Annotated in this window: 17 protein-coding genes and 1 tRNA gene; 12 read left to right on the top strand and 6 right to left on the bottom strand. The window is 34.0% G+C overall.

The features are described 5' to 3' along the window. Positions 1-11 precede the first annotated feature (11 nt). Complete coding sequence (locus tag I5168_RS10060) at positions 12-686, top strand: hypothetical protein (protein ID WP_431471676.1); 675 nt, start codon at positions 12-14, stop codon at positions 684-686. A 6-nt stretch (positions 687-692) separates the two neighbouring features. Further along, the gene (locus tag I5168_RS10065) at positions 693-1,190 is read left to right on the top strand and encodes a hypothetical protein (protein ID WP_431471677.1); all 498 of its coding nucleotides are present in this window, start codon (positions 693-695) and stop codon (positions 1,188-1,190) included. A 59-nt stretch (positions 1,191-1,249) separates the two neighbouring features. Here I5168_RS10065 and I5168_RS10070 read toward each other — a convergent pair whose 3' ends face one another. Then, positions 1,250-1,909 carry a DUF4290 domain-containing protein gene (locus I5168_RS10070; protein ID WP_042280188.1) on the bottom strand — a complete coding sequence of 220 codons (660 nt, stop codon included), beginning with the start codon at positions 1,907-1,909 and terminating at the stop codon, positions 1,250-1,252. A 56-nt stretch (positions 1,910-1,965) separates the two neighbouring features. Then, positions 1,966-2,256 (bottom strand): DUF493 family protein, encoded by a 291-nt coding sequence (locus I5168_RS10075; protein ID WP_431471678.1) that lies wholly within the window; start codon positions 2,254-2,256, stop codon positions 1,966-1,968. A gap of 67 nt (positions 2,257-2,323) precedes the next feature. Between I5168_RS10075 and I5168_RS10080 the strand changes: the two genes are divergently transcribed. The 5 genes from I5168_RS10080 (at position 2,324) to I5168_RS10100 (ending at position 6,804) form a co-directional block, all read left to right on the top strand. Continuing rightward, a complete protein-coding gene (locus tag I5168_RS10080) occupies positions 2,324-2,851 on the top strand; it encodes an AAA family ATPase (RefSeq protein WP_105019006.1) in 528 nt (175 codons plus the stop codon). After that, positions 2,852-4,720 (top strand): RecQ family ATP-dependent DNA helicase, encoded by a 1,869-nt coding sequence (locus tag I5168_RS10085; RefSeq protein ID WP_431471679.1) that lies wholly within the window; start codon positions 2,852-2,854, stop codon positions 4,718-4,720. It begins immediately after the preceding gene. Then, a complete protein-coding gene (fmt, locus tag I5168_RS10090; RefSeq protein ID WP_431471680.1) occupies positions 4,713-5,672 on the top strand; it encodes a methionyl-tRNA formyltransferase in 960 nt (319 codons plus the stop codon). Before I5168_RS10085 ends, fmt begins: the two co-directional genes overlap by 8 nt. A gap of 154 nt (positions 5,673-5,826) precedes the next feature. Next, the gene (locus I5168_RS10095; RefSeq protein WP_042280177.1) at positions 5,827-6,099 is read left to right on the top strand and encodes an HU family DNA-binding protein; all 273 of its coding nucleotides are present in this window, start codon (positions 5,827-5,829) and stop codon (positions 6,097-6,099) included. Positions 6,100-6,243: 144 nt separating this feature from the next. Further along, on the top strand, positions 6,244-6,804 hold the full coding sequence (locus tag I5168_RS10100; protein ID WP_431471681.1) for a YqgE/AlgH family protein: 561 nt from the start codon (positions 6,244-6,246) through the stop codon (positions 6,802-6,804). On the opposite strand, the gene I5168_RS10105 is transcribed toward I5168_RS10100, so the two are convergent. Further along, entirely contained in the window at positions 6,801-7,637 is an 837-nt protein-coding gene (locus I5168_RS10105; protein ID WP_431471682.1) for an aminotransferase class IV, read from the bottom strand. The genes I5168_RS10100 and I5168_RS10105 overlap by 4 nt on opposite strands. A 52-nt stretch (positions 7,638-7,689) precedes the next feature. Beyond that, entirely contained in the window at positions 7,690-8,079 is a 390-nt protein-coding gene (locus tag I5168_RS10110) for an START-like domain-containing protein (RefSeq protein WP_042280172.1), read from the bottom strand. Between the two features lie 133 nt (positions 8,080-8,212). Here I5168_RS10110 and I5168_RS10115 point away from each other — a divergent pair. Both I5168_RS10115 and I5168_RS10120 read left to right on the top strand, forming a co-directional pair. After that, a tRNA-Met gene (locus I5168_RS10115) sits at positions 8,213-8,286 on the top strand. A gap of 320 nt (positions 8,287-8,606) precedes the next feature. Continuing rightward, the gene (locus I5168_RS10120) at positions 8,607-13,964 is read left to right on the top strand and encodes a LamG-like jellyroll fold domain-containing protein (RefSeq protein WP_431471683.1); all 5,358 of its coding nucleotides are present in this window, start codon (positions 8,607-8,609) and stop codon (positions 13,962-13,964) included. A 73-nt stretch (positions 13,965-14,037) separates the two neighbouring features. Here the strand turns inward: I5168_RS10120 and hisS are convergent, their stop codons facing one another. Beyond that, positions 14,038-15,408, bottom strand: a complete 1,371-nt coding sequence (gene hisS / locus I5168_RS10125; RefSeq protein WP_431471684.1) for a histidine--tRNA ligase — start codon at positions 15,406-15,408, stop codon at positions 14,038-14,040. 120 nt (positions 15,409-15,528) lie between these two features. Here hisS and I5168_RS10130 point away from each other — a divergent pair, with 120 nt between their 5' ends. Beyond that, the gene (locus I5168_RS10130; RefSeq protein ID WP_431471685.1) at positions 15,529-16,773 is read left to right on the top strand and encodes an ABC transporter permease; all 1,245 of its coding nucleotides are present in this window, start codon (positions 15,529-15,531) and stop codon (positions 16,771-16,773) included. Continuing rightward, entirely contained in the window at positions 16,766-17,305 is a 540-nt protein-coding gene (locus I5168_RS10135; protein ID WP_167341981.1) for a methylated-DNA--[protein]-cysteine S-methyltransferase, read from the top strand. The genes I5168_RS10130 and I5168_RS10135 overlap by 8 nt, the downstream gene beginning before the upstream one ends. Here I5168_RS10135 and I5168_RS10140 read toward each other — a convergent pair. Continuing rightward, complete coding sequence (locus I5168_RS10140; protein ID WP_431471686.1) at positions 17,298-17,873, bottom strand: PhnA domain-containing protein; 576 nt, start codon at positions 17,871-17,873, stop codon at positions 17,298-17,300. The two genes, I5168_RS10135 and I5168_RS10140, sit on opposite strands and share 8 nt — an antisense overlap. Positions 17,874-18,016: 143 nt before the next feature. Between I5168_RS10140 and I5168_RS10145 the strand changes: the two genes are divergently transcribed. Beyond that, positions 18,017-21,772, top strand: a complete 3,756-nt coding sequence (locus tag I5168_RS10145) for a tetratricopeptide repeat protein (protein ID WP_431471687.1) — start codon at positions 18,017-18,019, stop codon at positions 21,770-21,772. Positions 21,773-21,834: the final 62 nt, after the last annotated feature.

The following is a 21,834-nucleotide window of genomic DNA, read 5'->3' on the forward strand; positions in this document are numbered from 1 at the left end:
ATTTAGTTCCTGTGAACAAATCTTTTCAAAATCCCCTACTCTTCTTGCTGTATAGCGCTGTGTGCTGTACCCTATTTTATTATATCTACACAACCACAAAATTTGTTGATAATAAAGAAGATACGTCTACCAAAAATCTACAACTTGAGCAAGCAAGGAGTTTTACAGAAACTTCAAATACAGAAATACTACAAACCGATAGTTTAATAGATAATTCCATTAAAGTTTCCGATAGTATTTCAACAACAAATAAAGAAGACGTTTCTATTGATAATAGAGTATCAGGAGTTAGAGATGAAGTAATTAACAAGGAAAGAAATTTAGATTACGATATTGACTTTAAAATTATTAATCCAGATGACTCTGTAGCATTTGATTGTGGTTCACAAGTCAAAATGTATTACAATCAAGCTAAGATAAAATTACCGTTTAATTGTAGTCGCTACGGTGTAACCGTAAAAGAACTACTAGAAAAGTACCCGACTAGTATTGTCACCATTCACAGTTATCAAGATGAAAATGAGGTGACAAACGCTGCTGAAAATCGAGGTAATTACATTGCCAGACTATTAAGAAGTACAGGAATATCTCGAGAAAGGATACTTGTTCGTCCTCATGTTGCTTCTATTCCATTTGAAAACGGCATGGCAGCTAGTGGTATTAAATTGATTATAAGTTCAAAATAGGATACAATGGAAATTTTTCAGAATGAGTTCATAGTGGTATTAGTTTTATTCCTAATGCTACTAGGTGCATACCTTATTGGACGTAGTGCCTCTTCCATCAAAGAACCACCTAAAAAATCTTCCAGTAAAAAGTTTGATCAATCTAATATGCTAGATACGGAAGAGTTAACGGATTACATACAACCAGGACAAATAAGAGCTAGACAAACTAGGGACAGAACTGGAGAATTGATTGACCCTAGATTGAGTACTGATGACACTACTAATTTTCAAGATTTCCCACTGGGGAAAGGAAACGCTCAAAATGCTGATGACTTAAAGAAAATCACGGGTATAGGTCCAGCCATAGAGAATAAATTAAACAGTATCGGTATTTTCCAGTTTGAACAACTTGCCTCAATGACTGATGATCAAGAGAAGGAGATAACTGAATTAATAGCTTTTTTTCCTGGTAGGATTAAAAGAGATAACTGGAAACAACAAGCACAAGAATTATTAAAGTAAAAAGCTCTAATAATCTAGTTATTAGAGCTTCTTTATAAACTATATATCTTAATAATTGCTTATCTACGACGTCGCTGGTTATTACGATTATTCTTTTTACCGTTATTTCTTCTATGATTGTTATTACGACTTCTATTAGAATTGGTATTACGGTAAATAAGAGATTTAGACTCTAGTAAATCTTCATCTTTTGCAGCCAGGTTTATGGCTCCGTCACTCATTTCAAAAAGGTGACCAAATATTACTGAATCATCTACACTGTCTTTATTCCAATTAAGAAAAGACTTCTTCATATGATTGGCAATAATGAAGGTCAAGGCTTCACGTTTTTCTCCTTTTTCCCAACTTACGGCAACATCAATCATATTCTGAATGTTATTCCCATAGAAACGATATTTAGGTCGTTTTTGTGGATATGACATCCTTTCGGGACGTGCCTCTAGCTCTTCCTTATCTGGTATAGGGTATGGTGATTCAACATCTAGATCAAAGTCTGCGATGATGAATAATTGATCCCATAATTTATGTTGAAAATCTGGTACGTCTCTTAAGTGTGGATTTAAATTACCCATTACACCAATTATGGCATGTGCCATTTTATTACGCTCTTCTTTTGAGGGTAATGATTTACAGTGTTCAACTAGTTTTTGAATATGTCTTCCATATTCTGGAATATTAAGCTTATTACGCTCAGTGTTGTATTCTAATGAAGATATCAAAATAGTCTTGATTTAAATTCTGTGAAGTAAGGTGCAATGTAAGCAATAACTTTGAATTACAAACTTATCACGCCTTCCACTTTTCCTACTTTCTTATATTTTGCAATGACAGCATCTGGACTAGGCATATTTACCACTATAGATAAGCTTGTGTAAGTGCCTTTTGAAGAGGCTTTTGTGTTAATCACCGCGCCAGTACCATCAAAAATGTTCTCTATTTGATCAATTTTACTTTGATCTGATGGAACTATAAATTTATACATGTATTTACTAGGCCAGCTAGACGTATCTGCTAACTGCTCTTTCAATTTTTTGTAAAATTCGTCTGAGTTTTTGTGTGTTGCCATAAAGTTGTGCAAATATAATTCAAGAGATCGGCTATACGTAGCGTTAGATTTAGTTATTTTGTAACCTATGAATGAAATTAAGCGAATTCTATTAATTGGTGGTCCAGGAACTGGTAAAACTACCTTAATTCAAGCTATAGAGGAATCTGGACATGTTATTCATCCTGAAATTTCTAGACAAGTTACAGCTCAAGCGAGAGAACGTGGCATAGATCAACTATTTCTTGTAGAACCGTTTGCATTTAGCGATGCTTTGTTAGAAGGACGTATCCAACAATTCCAACAAGCGCAAAAGGGAATTAACTTCTATGATCGAGGTATTCCTGATGTTCCAGCCTATCATGTATATAAAGACGAAGAAATTCCACAACGATACGAACAGGCTTGTGAGGATTATCGATATGATAAGGTGTTTTTTTTACCGCCTTGGAAAGATATTTATCAAACCGATGAGGAGCGCTATGAAACCTATGAACAGGCTGTAACCATTGCTCAAATTTTAACAACGTATTACAATAATTTGAATTATGAACTTATAGAAGTACCTCATTTACCGGTTGACCAGAGATTAAAATACCTTTTGGAACGTATTTAAATGATAGATTACGCTCGAGAGATATTAAAAAACACTTTTGGCTATGATTGCTTTAAAGGTAATCAGGAAGAAGTTATATCGAATATCTTAAAAGGTAATGACACCATAGCACTCTTACCTACTGGTGGTGGTAAATCAGTTTGTTACCAGGTTCCTGGATTGACAATGAATGGTATTACCATTGTAATATCTCCACTTGTTGCCTTAATTAAAGATCAAGTACAATCTTTAAGATCTAGACAAATTAAAGTAATCGAAATTACAAGTGGTATAAGCCATCAAGAATTGGATGAACGGCTGGATAATTGTATATATGGTAATTATAAGTTTTTATATCTAAGTCCAGAGCGTTTACAACAAGACCTTGTTCAACAAAGACTTCAAAAAATGCCCATAAACCTAATAGCAGTTGACGAGGCACATTGCATCAGTGAATGGGGACATGATTTTAGACCAGCTTATAGAGGTATTAAAATTTTACGTGAATTGGGAATAGCAGCACCTATGGTGGCACTTACAGCAACTGCTACTACTCAGGTGCAACAGGATATTGCTATTAATCTGGAATTAAAGGATCCTGTAGTTATAAAAAGTAGTTTTAAACGCCATAACATTAAGTATCAATTTGTACAAACTGAGAACAAGCTTAGTGTATTAATAGAATATTTAAAGGAGCTTACTGGCAGCTGTATAATCTACATGCGCAGTAGAAAAAACACTGTTATCCTTGCTAATCAACTTAAAGCACGAGGTATTACTGCAACTCACTATCACGGTGGACTTACACCCAAACAACGAGAACAGCACACCCAATCATGGATGAATAACAGTTCTCAAGTTATGGTTGCCACAAACGCGTTTGGAATGGGAATAGATAAACCAGATGTAAGACAAGTGTATCACCTGCAATTTCCCGATAGTATTGAAAGTTATTATCAAGAAACAGGACGTGCTGGACGTGACGGTAAGCCTTCAAATGCCATTTTCATATTTAATCGAAATGATGTTAATCATGCTCATCATCAATTTGTGGCTTCTCAACCCGATAAACATTACTTAAAAAAGATTTACAAACATTTACATAACTATTTAAATATTGCTTTTGGAGAAGGTTATCAAACCACTCATTACTTATCGTTTTCTCAATTTTGTAAAACCTATGACTTATTAGGATTACCTGCCCATACAGCACTTAATACTTTAGATAGATTTGGAATTATAAAGTTATCTCCTGTGTTTAAAAGAAAGTGTTTAGTACGCTTTCGCGAAAGCGCAGAAAAAACAAGACAGTTTGCCCAAACTAATGATTCCTATTACGCAATCATCCAAGCTATTTTGCGCACCTATGGTGGAAGCAGTAATCAAAATATAAGTGTTCAAATACCGCTCATTGCTCACAGAAGTAATATTACTGAAGCTCAAGTTATACAAACTCTATCAAAAATGCACGAGCAACAGCTAGCCGATGTTACTTTGATAAACACTGATAATTCTATCACTTTTTTAGAACCTAGGGATGATGATCGAGCGATTAATAGAATTTCAAGAGAACTAGAGATACAGAATTCCCATAAAGCAGAAAAGCTACAGGCTCTTGTTAAAATAGTATTTAATACAGAGATTTGTATAAACAAAATGCTACTCTCCTATTTCGGAGAAAAGAATACTGAAAATTGTGGATCTTGTAGTAACTGCGTTATTATAAATGAGAGTAACTTGCTGCCTTTTTTTAATCACCCAACTACCCTATCACAAGTTTCCATTTCAAGTGGTATTACAATGGAAAATTTGATTTCATCAGTAAAATCCTTGATGGAGAACAATAAACTTAAAAAAGTACAGAACAATTTATTTCAAATAAATGAGTAAAAAATTAAATATCGTTTTTTACGGTACTCCAGAATTTGCAACTGGTGTACTTAAAAAATTACACGAATCGAATCATAATATAAAAGCAGTAGTTACTGCACCAGACAAACCTGCTGGACGTGGTAGAAAACTACAACAAAGTGATGTAAAAAAGTTTGCGGTAAATAATAATATACCTGTTTTGCAGCCTACTAATTTAAAATCACCCGATTTTATTGAACAATTACAAGAAATCAATCCAGATTTGCAAGTGATTGTGGCGTTTAGAATGTTGCCAAAGGTGGTTTGGTCCATACCTGTAATGGGTACGTTTAACCTGCACGCGAGTTTGCTTCCTGAATATAGAGGTGCCGCACCTATAAATTGGGCTATTATTAATCAGGAGCAAAAAACGGGAGTGACTACATTTTTTATAGATGATAAAATTGATACAGGAGCTATAATCGATCAAGTTGAAACGCAAATTGAAAAGAATGAAAATGTAGGTAGTCTTTATGGTCGTTTAATGAATTTGGGAGCAGATTTATCTCTTAAAACGGTAAATGATATAGCAAATAATAAAATTAGTACTAGAGTTCAATCCAATTCTAGCTCGTTAAAAGCTGCTCCCAAATTAAATAATGAGAACACCTTAATTGATTTTACCAAATCTGCTGCTGAAGTTACCTCTTTAATAAGAGGATTATATCCATATCCTGTAGCCAAGGCGTTGTTTTATAATAATGACGACGAGCTACGATGTAAAATTCATACTGCGGTAATTTCTGAAGAAAAATCAGATCATGTGCCACCAGGAACTTTGTTACTAAAGGACAAAAAACTCTTTATTGCTACAAATGATTATTTTATCGAGGTAAATCGATTACAATTACCGGGTAAAAAAGCGATGGAAGTGAAAGACTTATTAAATGGATATCAGTTTCATCCTAATGCTAGATTCTATAAGGGTTAAGACGAAATAGGCCTTTTTGCTATAACTTATTAACAATTCCTCATACTTATAAACAAAATAATGAGAAAATCAAGCTATTACTTGTGTGAACGCGAATTACCTCTAAATTTGTTATACGTTTTAGTTTAACCAACATTTTAATTTAATTACTATTATGAACAAAACAGATCTTATCGAAGGAATGGCAGAAAGCGCTGGAATCTCAAAAGCGGCTGCAAAAAAAGCTTTAGAATCATTTTTAGGAAGTGTAGAAAAAAGCCTTAAAAAAGGAGACCGTGTATCTCTTGTAGGTTTTGGTTCTTTTTCAGTTTCTAAAAGAGCAGCTCGTGAAGGAAGAAATCCTCAAACTGGTAAAACAATCAAAATCGCTGCAAAAAATGTAGTGAAGTTTAAAGCTGGTAGCGACTTACAAAAAGCAGTAAACTAAGAATTCTTTAGTTTAACTTATAGAAGACCTCACTTATAGTGAGGTTTTTTTTTGCTTTTAACCCGATAAAATTCACCTAAAAACATGTTTTTATGGTTATGTAAGAATTTTTGACTAAGTTAGAGTACAAATAAAAACCAAAAAATGAAAATAGTAGCACCAGACCGCGGACATCTATTGGTTTCAGAACCTAGTGTAATAGGTGATTACTCGTTTTCTAGATCTGTAGTCCTAATTACTGATTACAATGAAGCAGGAGTTGTAGGTTTTATTTTAAACAAACCACTAGACTGTACTCTTGACCAACTATTACCTGAAGTAAGTGTCAATTTTGAGGTGTTTCAAGGTGGACCAGTTGATACTGATAACCTATATTTCTTGCATAATGTTCCAGAATTAATTCCTGATTCACATCTTATTAAGGATGATATTTACTGGGGCGGAGACTTTAATGTGGTTATTGATTTAATTAACAAAAACCTAATTGAACCTAGTAATATTAAATTCTTCTTGGGATATTCTGGATGGGAATTAAAACAACTAGATAATGAACTTAATGCTAATTCGTGGGTTGTAGTTGAAAACACAGATAAAAAGAAACTACTAACAAAGAACATGCTAGCGTTTTGGAAAGAAAAAATGAAAACATTAGGTGGTAATTATCAATTATGGCTTAATGCTCCTGAAAATCCTAATTACAATTAGAAAAGTTTTTCTTTCAATAAACTCAATAATTCAGTAGCAGCATCTCTAGAATATTTTTTCTTACGATATTTTGAAATACTTTGAATTCCTTTAATGACGTTAGTAGTAAAAATTTCATCTGCTCTCTGTAATTCAAAGGGTGTTATTGTCTCTTCTACAATTTCATAGTTGATCATTTTTTTCAATTGATCAATAACCTGCTCTCTCATTATACCATTCAAACATCCATCAGATAAAGGAGGTGTTTTTATAATATTATCTTTTCTTAAAAATACATTGCCACTAATTGTTTCAATAATCATTTTATTATGATTCATTAAAAACATGTCATCGTAGGAGTTTTCTTTGGCAAAAATACCGGCAAGAATATTCACCTTTTTATCAATAGTCTTTTGATTGCTCAATAAATCAGCATATATATAGAAGTCCTTAAAAAGCTCTACTTCGCAAGTTTCATTATTCTCAAAGGAACTATCCAAAGGTTCCATTACCATAGAGAAATTGACCTCTCTCGAATTTGGGGTATACTTTCCTCCTTCTTTTCGCCACACACTAATCCTAACTCTTAAATGATCTGTGTTTTCAAAATTATTATTTGATATAAGATCAGTGAAAGATTTTTCAAAATATTCTGGTGTAAATGATTCTGGAATAAGCATTCTCATGATTCTCATTCCAGACATAAGCCTGAAATAGTGATTTTCAAAGAACAATGCCTTGCCTTTGAACAGTCTTAGTGTTTCAAATACTCCATCACCATAAAAAGTACCGCGATTATTAAACGGTATTAAGCTTTTATCTTTTGAAACCAACTCTCCGTTGAGAACAATCATAAAAAAATCCCTTTAGAATAAAGGGATCAAAGATATAATGTATTTGAGTAAGTTATCTAGAACCTAAGACTTTTTTAAGACCTGCAATTTGATTTTCCCAAAACATTTTTTGTTCCTCAACTTCATCGTCGTCGTCACCAAAATCCGTGATTATCAAAGACACGTCCTTAGTAATTTCATCAACTTGGATTCTAAGTTCAAAATATTTTTTAGTATCCTCATCATAATCCCATTGGAATCTAGCTCTTTCACCAGAAACTCTTTTTATGATTTTTGCCTTCTCTTCTTGACCATCCCATATAAATTTAAAGAATTCACCACGGCTGTTCACATTGTCTGCAAACCATTCTGACATACCGGAAGGTGTTGCAATGTAATTATATAATAATGAAGGAGATACTTGTATTACGAATTCTAAGTCAAACTTGATTGGTTCATCCATGGATTAAGGTTTTGCTGGCAATATAAAGTATATTTATAAAAGTTAAAATTTTTAAGAAGAAAATTAAATCTAAAAAAGCTTTGGAATAGAATAATAAATAACAGTATATTTGCAGCCGCTAAACCAGAATCACGGCGTGGTAGCTCAGCTGGTTAGAGCGCAGCACTCATAATGCTGAGGTCGGCGGTTCGAGCCCGCCCCACGCTACTTTAAAAACCGTTTCCTAAGGAAACGGTTTTTTTATTTGTAATCTTCGGAGTTTGATTTTTTAATAATCATACCCTAACCCTAGAAATTCTCACGCATTTATTTTTCCTAAGGATTTATTATTATATATAGAATACATAAATAACGAATTATTATCAATTGTTAATAATCTCCAATTATTTCAAAATAGTAATTGTAACTAAGGTTAATTATATCGATTAAATGCATATTTAATCTGTATTTTACCGATTTATCGTTTAAAAACATTTTTTTATCGTTAAACGGATATAGTTTTAGTCCGGATATTAAAAAATGTTAGTATGAAAAACATTACCCCTACGATTAAAATGAATTGGTTAACCCTAATAATCATATTCATAGGTTTTTATTCAATTAGTCAAACTAGTCAAGTAGATGTAGAAATTAACTGGCCACAATGGTCTGGTGAAAACTATGTCATCATATATGACAATGCAGGTAACGAAATAATTAGAATTTGTAATCCAACTAATTGTTATAATGGTAGTTCTGTTGCTTATTCTACAACAATAGATCTAGGATGTTTACCTAACGGTACTTATCGAGCTAGGTTGTGGGATAGATATAATGATGGATGGAATGGTTCAGGGTATATCCGAATTACTAGCGGAGGATCTGTTGTTTTTGATCAAAACTTACCTGGAGGAGCATCAGGTAGCAGTTATAATTTTACTGTTAGCGGCGGTGGAGGAACCTGTGGTAGTACCACGCAAGAAATTAATATTCAAGGGTTAGGTAATGATATTGTAAATAACGACACCACACCTAGTTTAACAGACGGTACTGACTTCGGTACAGTTGTAGATAATGGAACAATAACAAGAACCTTTACTGTTCAAAACTTAGGAGTGGTTGACCTAAATCTAGGAGCCAATTCAGTTTCTTTATCTGGGGTAAATGCTGCAGATTTTAGCATTGATAATCAACCAAATGCAATAATACCAGGAAATTCAAGCTCCACTTTTGATGTTTCTTTCTCTAGAGCAACTTATGGTATAAGTAATGCCACACTTACCATCACTAATGATGATGCTGATGAAAATCCTTATGTGTTTAATATTACGGGTGAATCTGTAGCAGCAGAAAATACATTGTATTATGAGAATTTTGACAATGGACCTGCTGGATGGAGCAGTAATACAGGTGGTACTGTTTGGACATTAGGAAATGAAGGTGACACTGGTGAAAAAGGTGAAGGTGATTACTGGTACACAGATAATTTTAATAATTATCCTAGTAATGCAAACGCTCGTATCACTAGTCCTATTATCTCTACTATAGGATGGGTAGACATGAATTTTAAAATTGATTTTAGAACAAATACCAATGACAATGATGATGGTATGCGTGTTGAATATAGTGCAAACGGTGGAACTACATGGAATGTGTTAGGAAGTGTAGGCTCAGGAGAAAACTGGTATAATGAAACCGATGTAGATGGTTTTGCTAATGGAGCTGATGCTTGGGCGCTTGACAACTCTGTACTTGATCCTTCTCTAAGTAGATTTGAAGAGGCTACTCACAGTTTACCAGCCGTTTTAAATAACAATCCAACTGTTAGATTTAGAATAGTTTTTAGATCAGATGGAGACAATACAAGAGATGATGGAGTATTATTCGATAATATCATCATTACAGGTACTCCTTTAACACCTATGGTTGCTCCAGATGGTCCAGCCGATGTTGATGATAATTTATCGCTATGGTTACGTTCTCAAGATATTCCAGCAACTGATGGCGATTTACTTACTGTTTGGGAAGATCAAGCTCTAGATAATGATGCATTTGAAAATCCTTCCGATGCCCCTAATTTTGCCAATAATCCAGTTGAAAACATCAATTTTAATCCTACAGTTAGTTTTGATCGTTCTGCAAAACAACATATGAGAGGTAAAGGAGGTTTCAATTCTGACGAATACTGGATTGTTGTTAGAAGTAGTTTAGATATGTCAGGTAGTATATCCAATGAAACTATGCTTTTAGGAGCTAAGGCTGCTCCTATTAACCCTGCAAAGGATCCAAGTGGTCTAGGTTGGGGACCTACAAGTGCTAGATACAACAATGAGGTATTAGCACACAATGTAAGTACTGTATCTGAAAATGATGCTAATGAATACAGTTATGGTCGTGCGTATTCAAATCCAACTAGAACTTTTGATGATGTACATATTATCAATGTAAAAAACAACCCTTCTGATAGTGGTACTGAAATATATATTAATGGAAGAAAAGTTGATAACGTTACTGGAACAACCACAGTAAGTGGGCAAACATTAAATTTTAAAGAATTTGAAAACAAGCCTTTTTATTTAGCTGCAGGAAGATATGAAATGAATGGATTGCCATTTGATACACATTTAGATGGACAAATCACTGAAGTTTTTAGTTATAGAAATAGACTTAGTTCGGCTGTACAACAACGTATTTATTCCTACTTAGCTATTAAAAACGGTGTTTCTCTTAAAAACCCATCAAGTACTAGTGATGATCATCAAGCAGATTGGGATTATTTAAATAGTGATGATGCTGTTATTTGGGATTATGCAAGTAATTCTGGTTACAATTGGGATGTGGCTGGTATCGGAAGAGATGATAAATCTGAACTTACTCAAAAACAATCTAAAAGTGAAAACTCCACAAGCATTGTTGCTATAGGATTAAATAATGTAGAAGATATAGGAACAGATAACAGTCAAAACTTCAATAATGATCAAGACTTTCTAATTTGGGGTCATAATGGTCAAGACACTAATTTGAGAAGTGGAGATATAAGTCATGATTTAGGTATTACAGATGCGGTAAATACGAGAGTTCAGAGAATGAATCGAGTGTGGAAAATCAATGAAGTGGCAACTGATATTCCAGTAACTGGAATTAGAGTTGCTACAAGTGACCTTTCCGGTTTACCAGCTCTAACAACTGATATGGAATACGTTTTATTAGTTGCAGATGATCCTAACTTTACCACTAATTTCGAAACAAGATTTTTCTGGGAAGATGGTGCCTACCAAAGGACTCAATATGATTTTGATGGCACTAAGTATTTTTCAATAGGTGTTTCCTATGTTGAATTTGAAGATAGATCAGTTGTGTTTGATGGTGTTGATGATCACATAATTATTGATAATGGTACTGGATTAGGTAGTACATTTTCTGCTAGTGCATGGGTTTTAAGTGCCGGTAGTAACGATTTAGGTAATCATAGAACTATTGTTGCTAAACGTGAAGGTACTAGCGGATTCCAACTTTCTTTGAGACCGGATAATCGTATACGAGTTGTTTGGTACAATCCATCCCAACAAAGAATAGTTTCTAATACAGCAATTAATGACAATGCATGGCAACATATCGCTGTAACCTATGACGGTTCTGACGTAAGTATTTATATAGATGGTATTCTTGATAATACAGCTGCGGTAACTACTCCAGTGGCGGATAGTAATGTACTGGCAATAGGAGCTCGCGTACATGAAGATGGTTCTACTTATGATCACTGGGCAGGTGAAGTTGATGAAATTAGAATGTGGGATATTGCGCTTTCTCAAAATCAGATCAGATATATTATGAATCAAGAGTTGGAAAACAACACTGACCTTGTGGCTGGTACTGTAATTCCTTTTACCGTTACAAAGAATGAAATAAACACGGTGGATTGGTCAGAACTTAAAGCGTACTACAGCATGAATAGCTTTATAGGTACAGCATTAAATGATCAATCAACAAATAGAGGTTATGGTAGAATGGCCAATGAAAACTATTACGACCTTAGGGTTCAAACTGCACCTCTACCATACAAATCAAATACAAATGGAGAATGGGAAAATAATTCTACATGGGAAAATGGTTCCTTATTATTTACTCCAGGAAGTACTCGAGTTGTAAATGGCATAGTACACAAGGTTGACTGGAATATAGTTGAAACCACACATGATGTTGAAATTCTGAATACAGATGCTACACTTTTAGGTTTGTTTGTACTTAATAATCAATTAGATGTTGAGAATGATCATGGACTTACTGTTACCCATCATTTAGAAATAGATGGTACTATAGATTTGAAAGGAGAATCACAACTTATACAGACTGTTGACAGTGATTTAGAACCTACCAGTACTGGAAATCTAGAGCGTGACCAACAAGGTACTAATGTTCAATTTGACTACAATTATTGGTCATCTCCAGTAAGTTCAATAAATAATACTACCATAAACCATGGTTACACGATTGCAGGAGAGCTTAAAGATGGAACTATCGTAGAAAATCCTAGAGATTTAAACTTTACTGCTAGATCTGTTCGCGATGGTGCTCCTGGTGATGCAACAACTGCTGCTACCATATCAGGTCGTTGGTTATACAAGTATAATAATCTAGCCCAAAATACATATAGTGCTTGGCAATATGTAGGTCCTAATGGTAGCATGCAAGCAGGTGAAGGTTTTACAATGAAAGGAACTGGTGCATCAACTAGTGATCAAAATTATGTTTTTGTTGGAAAGCCTAATAATGGTGATATTACATTACCTATCAATGCAGGTAATGATTACCTAGTAGGTAATCCATATCCTAGTGCCCTAGATGCTCATGAATTTATTGAGGACAATCCTAATTTAGACGGTACATTATACTTTTGGGAACATTGGGGTGGTAATAGTCACGTACTCCAACAATACCAAGGTGGTTATGCCATGTATAATTATTCAGGTGGAGTGCCAAATGCAACACTGGGTACATCAAATCCTTTAGTAAATTCAGGAGGAACACCTACCAAAAGACCAGAACGTTTCGTACCTGTAGCACAAGGATTCTTTGTAAGAGGTGTTTCTAACGGGACAATACGCTTTGAAAATGATCAAAGACAATTTGTAAAAGAAAATTCTGGGAACAGTATTTTTGTAGCTGCTCCAGGTAGTGGTGCTGTTGCACAAGGAAATAATGAGTACAACACAGATAGCGATACTCGAATGAAGTTCAGAATTGGTTTTGATGGTGCAGGTGGAATTCACAGACAAATACTTCTTGCTATCGATCCTGCTAGTACTTCTGGTTTTGACAGAGCTTTTGATGGTATACAACAAGACACTCAATTTGAAGATATGTCATTTGATCTTAATGGAGACAAATTAAGTATACAAGGAATTCCATCAATTGACAACGGTGTTGAACTACCTTTAAATATTAAATTATCAAGTACTGACAGTTTTGTTATAGGTTTAGATGCGATAGAAAATGTTCCTACTAGTCAAGTTATTTATGTGAAGGACGCTGTATTAGGAACCTATACCAATCTTATGAATGGAGATTATACAAGTCCAGTTCTTAATGCAGGTAATCAAAATGGAAGATTTTCCATAGTATTCAATGACCCTTCTACCCTATCTAACGATACGGCAGCAGTTTCAAACGATATGGTTGTATATCAACCACAAGAAAACCAAACTTTAAATATTCAAACAAGTAATGGTCTATTGGTAGAACAACTTTCTTTAGTAAATATGCTTGGTCAGGTAGTTGTATCGGTACAGAATGATGAAAACAATGAGTTAACTACTCTAAACACGGATTCATATGCAGCAGGTACTTATATACTAAATATGAATACTAACAGAGGTAATCATACTGAAAAAGTGATTATCAAATAATTGTACAACCATCAATAAAGAAAAAAGCGGCTTAGTAATTAAGCCGCTTTTTCGTTTTATATGTTTCGTAAGACTAACTTAATCTAGCAATGATCTCATCAATAGTTAGTGATTCTTGACTACCTTCTATCATATTTTTAAGGGTAAGTTTACCAGTAGCGATTTCATTTTCCCCTGCCAAAATCACATAGGGAATGTTATTTTTATCTGCATAACTCATTTGCTTTTTCATTTTTGCAGCGTCTGGATATAATTCTGTTTTAATTCCGCTTTCGCGAAAGCGAGACAACCACCCAGAACAATGTGCAGCTTCCATCTCTCCAAAATTGATAAATAAAACATCTACACCAGCCCTAACAGAGTCTGGGAACAAATTAAGTTCTTCTAAAACCAAGTAAATTCGATCTAATCCAAAACTTATTCCTACACCACTTACATCCTTTAATCCAAAAATACTGGTCAAATCATCATATCTACCACCACCACCGATGCTTCCTATCTTAACACTGTCTGGAGCAGCAACTTCAAAAATGCAACCCGTATAGTAATTTAAACCACGAGCCAATGTGATATCTAAATCTAGAGTTGCGGTTTTTAACTGATTTGACTTTAAGGATTGATTTATAAATTCAAGTTCTTCAATTCCTTTCATTCCTATTTCAGAACTTGATAATAACCCTTTCATCGCTTCTAGTTTTTCCTCATAACTTCCTGTAAGTGTAAATACTGGTTGAAGTTTTTCTAGGGCTGTAGATGAAATTCCTCGTTCTTGCATTTCTTGTTTAACACGCTCCTCTCCTATTTTATCCAACTTATCGAGTGCAACAGTAAAGGGAATCAATTGATCTGCCGCACCTATGATTTCTGCAAGGCCGGCTAAGATTTTTCGATTGTTTATTTTAATGGTAACACCATTAACTTGTAGGCTAGTAAAAACATCGTCGTATAACTTAATAAAATCAACTTCCTGTAATAAAGAATTACTACCTACAACATCGGCATCACACTGCGTGAATTCACGATACCTACCTTTTTGAGGTCTGTCTGCACGCCATACGTTTTGAATTTGGTACCTTTTAAAGGGAAATGTAATATCGTTTTGATGTTGCACTACATACCTAGCAAATGGTACGGTAAGATCATACTTGAGCGCACGATCACTTAACTGTGAAATCATAGCATTTGAATCCTTATTATTCAATAAGTCTTCATCTACCTTATCCAAATAATCTCCGTTATTAAGGATCTTAAAAATCAATCGATCTCCTTCTTCTCCATATTTACCCATTAATGTGGATAAGTTCTCAAAGCTAGGAGTTTCAATAGGCATAAAACCATACAATTCAAAATGTCTTTTTATGGTTTGAATAATATAATTTCTACGTTGTACTTGCAACGGATTAAAATCTCTGGTTCCTTTAGGAGTAGAAGGTTTCTGTGCCATAATTTTTTTTCTGAGTGCAAATATACTGTGTATATACCGTGTTCATAAAGTCATCTTAAGTCTTTGCAACTTTTTTAACCGAATCTCGTAACTTTTCACTCTTTATGTAGTCCTATTGACATGTTCAAATTATTCCGACAGAATATCAGTATTGCACAGCAGAGTATTAAAGGGCAGTTGCTGCGTACCGTGCTCACCGTATTAATAATCGCCATAGGAATAACTGCTCTTGTGGGTATTCTAAGCTCTGTTAACGCTCTTAAAACTACTATTACTAATGGCTTTGAAGGAATCGGTGCCAATACGTTTAATATCCAGCAATATGAATTAGGATTCAGAAGTCGAGGTGGTGGAAAACGCACACAGGTTAATCCTATAATCTCCTATTCCCAAGTTAAAGAATTTGAAGAGCGTTATGTGGATCCATTGACTCAAGTAGGTGTTTCCTTTCAGGCTACGAGCCAAGCCGAAATAAAAAGCGAGGATCGTAAAACAAAACCTAAAGTAATTGTAGCTGGAGTAAATGAACATTATGTAGAAAATGCAGGTATAGAATTAGGGCAAGGTAGACCCTTTACTTCTATCGATATTCAAAAAAATGCAAGGGTTTGTTTGATAGGTAGTGATATGGAAGATGCTCTCTTTCAAGGATTAAATCCTATAGGTCAACAGTTATCCATACGTGGCAATAAGTTTACGGTTATTGGAATGCTCAAGGAAAAAGGAGCCACTTTTGGAAACAATCAGGATCTTAGAGTCTTAATTCCAATAGGTATGGCGAGATCAATTTATACGTCGCCTAATATCAATTATAACGTGAGTGTAAAGGTGTTTGATGCAAATTATATGGATAAAGCTCAAGATAAAGCTACCATACTCATGCGCAGTATAAGAAACCTAACACCCGTTCAAGAAAATAATTTTGGGATAGTACGCAGTGATAGTTTTCTAGCTTCCTTCAATGAGATATCAGGAGCACTAGGATTTGCAGCCTTCTTTATTTCGATTATTACGATTTTTGGTTCAAGTATTGCTTTAATGAACATCATGCTAGTTTCTGTAACAGAGAGAACTAGAGAAATAGGTGTGCGTAAAGCACTAGGAGCTAGACGCAGTACAATTTCTTGGCAGTTTTTTATTGAGACCTTTCTTATCAGTCAATATGGTAGTATAACAGGAATCTTATTAGGTATGCTCATAGGTTACTCCATGTCTACCTTTGCCTTTAAGATTCCATTTGAAATTCCGGTTTACCCGATCATTTATGCAACCATCGTTTCTATTTTAATCGCTATTCTTTCTGGACTTTTTCCTGCAATAAAAGCAGCAAGGTTAGATCCTATTGAATCACTGCGATATGAGTAATCACATACTCGTTGCACCCTATTCCAGTCCAGTAGGAATTCTTTTAATTGGAACTTTTGACGATCATCTAGTGTTGTGCGATTGGAAGTATAGAAAGCAACGAGATCAAATCGATCATCGATTGACTCAATATTTTAATGCAAGCCTTGAGTATAAGAAAACGAGATTCCATCAAACCATTTTCCAGCAACTCGAGGATTATTTTAATAAAGGATTAAAAAAGTTCACAATTCCTATATTATTAGCAGGAACCAATTTTCAAAAAGACATTTGGAATACATTACTGGACCTAGAATATGGCGAGGTTATTTCTTATGGTGCGCTTTCGCGAAAGCGTAATCAACAAAAAGCAATAAGAGCCGTAGCCGCTGCAAATGGTGCTAACGCGCTTTCCATAATTGTACCTTGTCATCGAGTAGTTGGCGCAGACGGCAGTCTTACGGGATATGCTGGTGGCTTAAAAGCTAAGAGGTATTTGATAGACCTAGAAAGGAAAAATAGTGATACAGGTCAAATGAAACTGTTTATTTAGTCTTTTTCACATATTGAGTGAGAATAACAATGTATTGACTATTCACTCTACCTTCAATGTGACTTTCGTTTTCATGATCCAAATTAATATTATGAACTGCGGTTCCTCGCTTTGCAACAAAACTAGTTCCTTTTACATCTAGATCCTTTATTAAAACAACGCTATCACCTTTTTTTAAAACGTTACCATTACAGTCTTTATGTACTATTTGCGGTGTTTTAATTAATCCAGAATCTGCCCAATTTTTTACTTCTTCTTCCATATACATCATTTCTATCAAATCGCGAGTCCATGAAAACTGATTAAACTGATGTAATAGACGATAGGACAACACTTGGATCGCAATTACTGGATGCCAAATGCTATCATTTAATAATCTCCAATGATTTTCATCAACAGGAATAACCTCATTGATTTGTTCTTCACAATTTGAACAGATTATCACCTCATTTTCAAACTGATCAAATCCAGTATTTTCAACTTTAAATTGAACCAAATTCTGTTCACTGGAACATAGTTCGCATTTATGATTGGCTCTGTTTAGTAATTTGGCGTCAAGTTTAGACATTGTAATCTGGATTTAAGGCGCGGCAAATGTAAGATTTAAAAAATTGTTAAATAACTCTTATTACATTGAATTAGAAGGTAAGAAATTACGGTAGAAACAGATTTCTGTTCTATTTTGTCCTCAGTAATAAATTTTAACCAATCATGAGGAAACCATTCCAAATTGCGCTCATCATATTCTTGATGGTCGCCCAAGGAGCATTAGCTCAAAATCCAACGATTACATCAACCAGTAAATCACTTTTAAACAACAACCGAGCAAAAGCGCTCACTACCTCAAAAAAACTTAAAAAGAACAATATTGAGGAAGCTTTTCTAAGAAAACTAACCGAGACAGAAAATGGTCAAATCGACAATGAATATGAGTTTCTAGAAAGCTTTATAAAGTTACCAGGTTTTGAACCTTATCTATATGCTGGATGGGATTCAAATATATTTTTAGGTGATTATAGAGATGAAGGATTTTCACCAGCCAAACTTAAAGTACTTAAAAAAATTAAAGCTCTTAATACCAATGATGTAACCATACGAGATGGTTACAAATATGTCCAATCATTAGTTTTAAACAATTTAAAGGAATTTGATGATCGACAAGATATTAAGCAATCTATTCCTACAGTAGAAAATTGGGAATTTGTAGGACCTTTTGAAAACCTAAATGAAAGTGGTATGGACATCCAGTATGAGCCAGAACTGCAAGCTGTTTCAGCAAATGGTTTTGATACTAAAGGTAACGGAATAGTTAATTGGTATAAACCTAACTTAATTAAAGATCGACCTTATTTCTTCTTTGTAAATCATGATGAATATGGTGATAAAGTAAGCTATGCTCAAACTTTCATAAACTCTGATAAGGATCAAAGAGTTACTATGTCTTTAGGACGCGGTGGTTTGATCAAAGTTTTTGTGAATGACGCACTTGCTTTTGAAAGTGATGAAGATGTGCAAACCGAAATGGATGCAAACAGATTTAAAGTATCACTTAAGAAAGGTGTTAATAGAATTCTTATCAAAATGGCTTCTAGTGATACGAATTATTTCATGTTAAGATTTATGGATGATGAGAATAACATCCTTCCACTTAATGGCGATCTTTCTAATAAATCTTATACCAAACAAACCATATCAGATATAAATCCAGAGGTAATTACACATCCTTTTGAAAGCTTTTTTGAAAATAAGATTCAAGAGAATCCGGATAATGTTATCAATATCTTCAGTTTATACAGTACTTATTTAAGAAATGGTCGAGTTAAAAAAGCCAGAGCTTTTCTAGAGCCATACATTGAGAAATATCCTAATAGTACTATTATCAAGGTATATTTAATTGAAGCATACGCTTTTGGCGATGATGAGAAAGATGAAAAAATGCTTCAATATCTTGAAGATCTTAAAAGAGAGGATTCAGATTATTATCAATCCTTAGTTCTAGAGTTTTTAGATACAGAGAAGCTGTTTAAGAAAGACGTGAAATCTTTCGAGACTTTTATTAAAAAGGTAAAGAAAGCTACTACACTTGAACAAACTAGATTAGGAACTGACTTCTTTCTTGCGATAAGAAAAGAAGAACCATTAAAAGCTAAAGCAGTTATTGATCAAATCGTAAGTAGCGATAGAGTTAGTTTGAGCACTAAGGTTACTTTTATCAATTTCTATAAAACCCTTTTTAAAAATGAAAATCTTTTTGAAAAGCAATTAGAAAATCTTGAGGATGATTACTTTACCTGGCAAATAATGAATAAGCTAGGTTCACATTACTACCAATCTGGTCGTAAAAGAGAGTATGAGAAATTCATGACAAAGCACTTAGGCCGTTATGACTTTATGAATGCTAATGTTCAACGATTAGCTCGAATTAAATATGATCTTGGAAAATTTGATGAATCATTGGAAATACTTGATAAAGCTTTAGAAAACTACCCTTATGCTTTACGAGTAAGAGAAATGAAAGGTGATATATACCTAAAAAAGAATGACAAAAAGAATGCCCTTAAATGGTATGAAGAAAAATTGGCTCGCAGTGCGTCAAACTTGAGTTTAAGACGCAAAATTTTTGATCTTAAAGACAAGAAAGATCCATTTGAAATAGTAAAGGAAAAAGATAGGTATGAATTCATCGAGGCAAATCGTGGACAAAACACTGAAAATGAATACGGCCTTACTATTCTTTCTGATGAAAATTTAATCATGCTTTATGAACGAGGCGGATCTCGTTTTTACGCTAACTACATTTATGAAATCACCTCAGATAATGGTATTGAAATAATGAAAGAATACGATCTAGGCTTGTATGGTAATTATTATATCGATAAATCAGAGATTGTGAAACCTAATGGTTCTGTAGAACAAGCAGAGCGCAGTGGATCAAACATGGTTTTTAATAATCTTGAAATTGGAGATGTTATTTATATATCCTATGAATCAGAATATGGTAGCTATGGACGCTTTTATAAAGATTATGATAACGTATTCTCTGCTCAAGGTTACCACCCTATCAAGGAATATTCGTTAAGAATCATAACTGAAAATAATCAGCCTTTAAACTATGAGGTTCTTAATGGGAATATGACCTTTAAAAACATAGAGGTTGACGGTATGAAAGGATATGAATGGACAGCAAATAATGTACCTGGAATAGGAACTTCAGAAGACTACATGAAGCCAATGTCCGATATAGGGACTAGAATTCATATAAGTACTATTAAAAATTGGAATGAAATATCAGACTGGTATTCTGATCTTGTGAGAAGTCAAATTGAAGTAGAAGACGAAGTGAAAAACGTTATTGCAAAAATTTTCCCGAATGGTCATGCAGGATTGACTGATGAGCAAAAAGCAAAAACTATATACGACTTTATTACTGATGAGTTTACTTACAGTTATGTAAGTTTTAAGCAAAGTGGTTATGTTCCTCAAAAGCCTTCAAAAACAATTACTTCAAAGCTGGGTGATTGTAAGGACTTCTCTACCCTATTTGTGGCTCTTGCGAGTCAAGTTGATTTAGATGCCAACTTAGTTCTTATCTTGACATCTGATTACGGCGAGAATTCATTGAGATTACCTTCAAGAGATTTCAATCACTGTATAGTAAAGTCAAAAATTGATGGTGAAGAATATTTTATTGAATTAACGGATAAGTTCTTACCATTTAAATCTTTTCCTGAGACGTTAGATGGGGCCATTGCACTAGAAATTCCATTTAACGCAACTGGATCTACTAACGACATTTTCAATCTTAAAGAAGTAAATTTTGAACCAAGTATCGTTACTACGGATGCCATAGTTACCGTTACAGATGATAATTATCAAGCAACCATAACAACTGATGTTTCAAGTAGTGCTAGTTCTTATCTACGTAGTTTATTAGATGAAGAAAGTGAAAAACTTAAAAAAGAGAATTTAGAAAGCTTCATTAAAAATAGATCAAACGAAGAGATAAAACTCAATGAATTAATTACGGCAAACTATGAGCATGAATCTAATAAAGCAATTTTAAAAGCACAGGTTGAAGTAAAAGCTAAACCGGCCAAAATAGGATCTTTAAAAACATTTAAAATTCCTCTATTTTCTCAACCGTATACCAAAGGAATTGTAGAAAAAGATGAAAGACAGCATGACATAGTTTATAAATACTATGAGAACGCTAATAAGTACATTGAAACTACTTTAATTGAAATTCCATCAGGTAAGCAATTCATAGAAATACCTGAAAACAAGTCTTTTAATTATAAAAATCATAGTTATTCAATGACTTTCAATAAGATTTCAGCAAATAAAGTAGAGGTCAAAATTATATCTGAAACCGACACAGCCGATATTTCTAAGGAAGAATATGCTGCATTTAAATCTTATGTAAACAATATAATGGAAACTAGAGAGCAATATTTTGCTTACAAATAAGAACTGGAATAATCATTTTAAAGGGTGTATCTAATAGGTACACCCTTTCTTTATTCTATCTC

It is taken from the genome of Nonlabens sp. SCSIO 43208 (genome assembly GCF_050703575.1).
Taxonomy (GTDB): Bacteria; Bacteroidota; Bacteroidia; order Flavobacteriales; family Flavobacteriaceae; genus Nonlabens; species Nonlabens tegetincola.

Excerpts from the sequence above, each read along its gene's own strand:
- I5168_RS10065 (WP_431471677.1), top strand. The coding sequence starts at position 693 with ATGGAAATTTTTCAGAATGAGTTCATAGTGGTATTAGTTTTATTCCTA.
- I5168_RS10075 (WP_431471678.1), bottom strand. The coding sequence starts at position 2,256 with ATGGCAACACACAAAAACTCAGACGAATTTTACAAAAAATTGAAAGAG.
- I5168_RS10080 (WP_105019006.1), top strand. The coding sequence starts at position 2,324 with ATGAATGAAATTAAGCGAATTCTATTAATTGGTGGTCCAGGAACTGGT.
- I5168_RS10085 (WP_431471679.1), top strand. The coding sequence starts at position 2,852 with ATGATAGATTACGCTCGAGAGATATTAAAAAACACTTTTGGCTATGAT.
- fmt (WP_431471680.1), top strand. The coding sequence starts at position 4,713 with ATGAGTAAAAAATTAAATATCGTTTTTTACGGTACTCCAGAATTTGCA.
- I5168_RS10095 (WP_042280177.1), top strand. The coding sequence starts at position 5,827 with ATGAACAAAACAGATCTTATCGAAGGAATGGCAGAAAGCGCTGGAATC.
- I5168_RS10100 (WP_431471681.1), top strand. The coding sequence starts at position 6,244 with ATGAAAATAGTAGCACCAGACCGCGGACATCTATTGGTTTCAGAACCT.
- I5168_RS10105 (WP_431471682.1), bottom strand. The coding sequence starts at position 7,637 with ATGATTGTTCTCAACGGAGAGTTGGTTTCAAAAGATAAAAGCTTAATA.
- I5168_RS10110 (WP_042280172.1), bottom strand. The coding sequence starts at position 8,079 with ATGGATGAACCAATCAAGTTTGACTTAGAATTCGTAATACAAGTATCT.
- I5168_RS10120 (WP_431471683.1), top strand. The coding sequence starts at position 8,607 with ATGAAAAACATTACCCCTACGATTAAAATGAATTGGTTAACCCTAATA.
- hisS (WP_431471684.1), bottom strand. The coding sequence starts at position 15,408 with ATGGCACAGAAACCTTCTACTCCTAAAGGAACCAGAGATTTTAATCCG.
- I5168_RS10130 (WP_431471685.1), top strand. The coding sequence starts at position 15,529 with ATGTTCAAATTATTCCGACAGAATATCAGTATTGCACAGCAGAGTATT.
- I5168_RS10135 (WP_167341981.1), top strand. The coding sequence starts at position 16,766 with ATGAGTAATCACATACTCGTTGCACCCTATTCCAGTCCAGTAGGAATT.
- I5168_RS10140 (WP_431471686.1), bottom strand. The coding sequence starts at position 17,873 with ATGTCTAAACTTGACGCCAAATTACTAAACAGAGCCAATCATAAATGC.
- I5168_RS10145 (WP_431471687.1), top strand. The coding sequence starts at position 18,017 with ATGAGGAAACCATTCCAAATTGCGCTCATCATATTCTTGATGGTCGCC.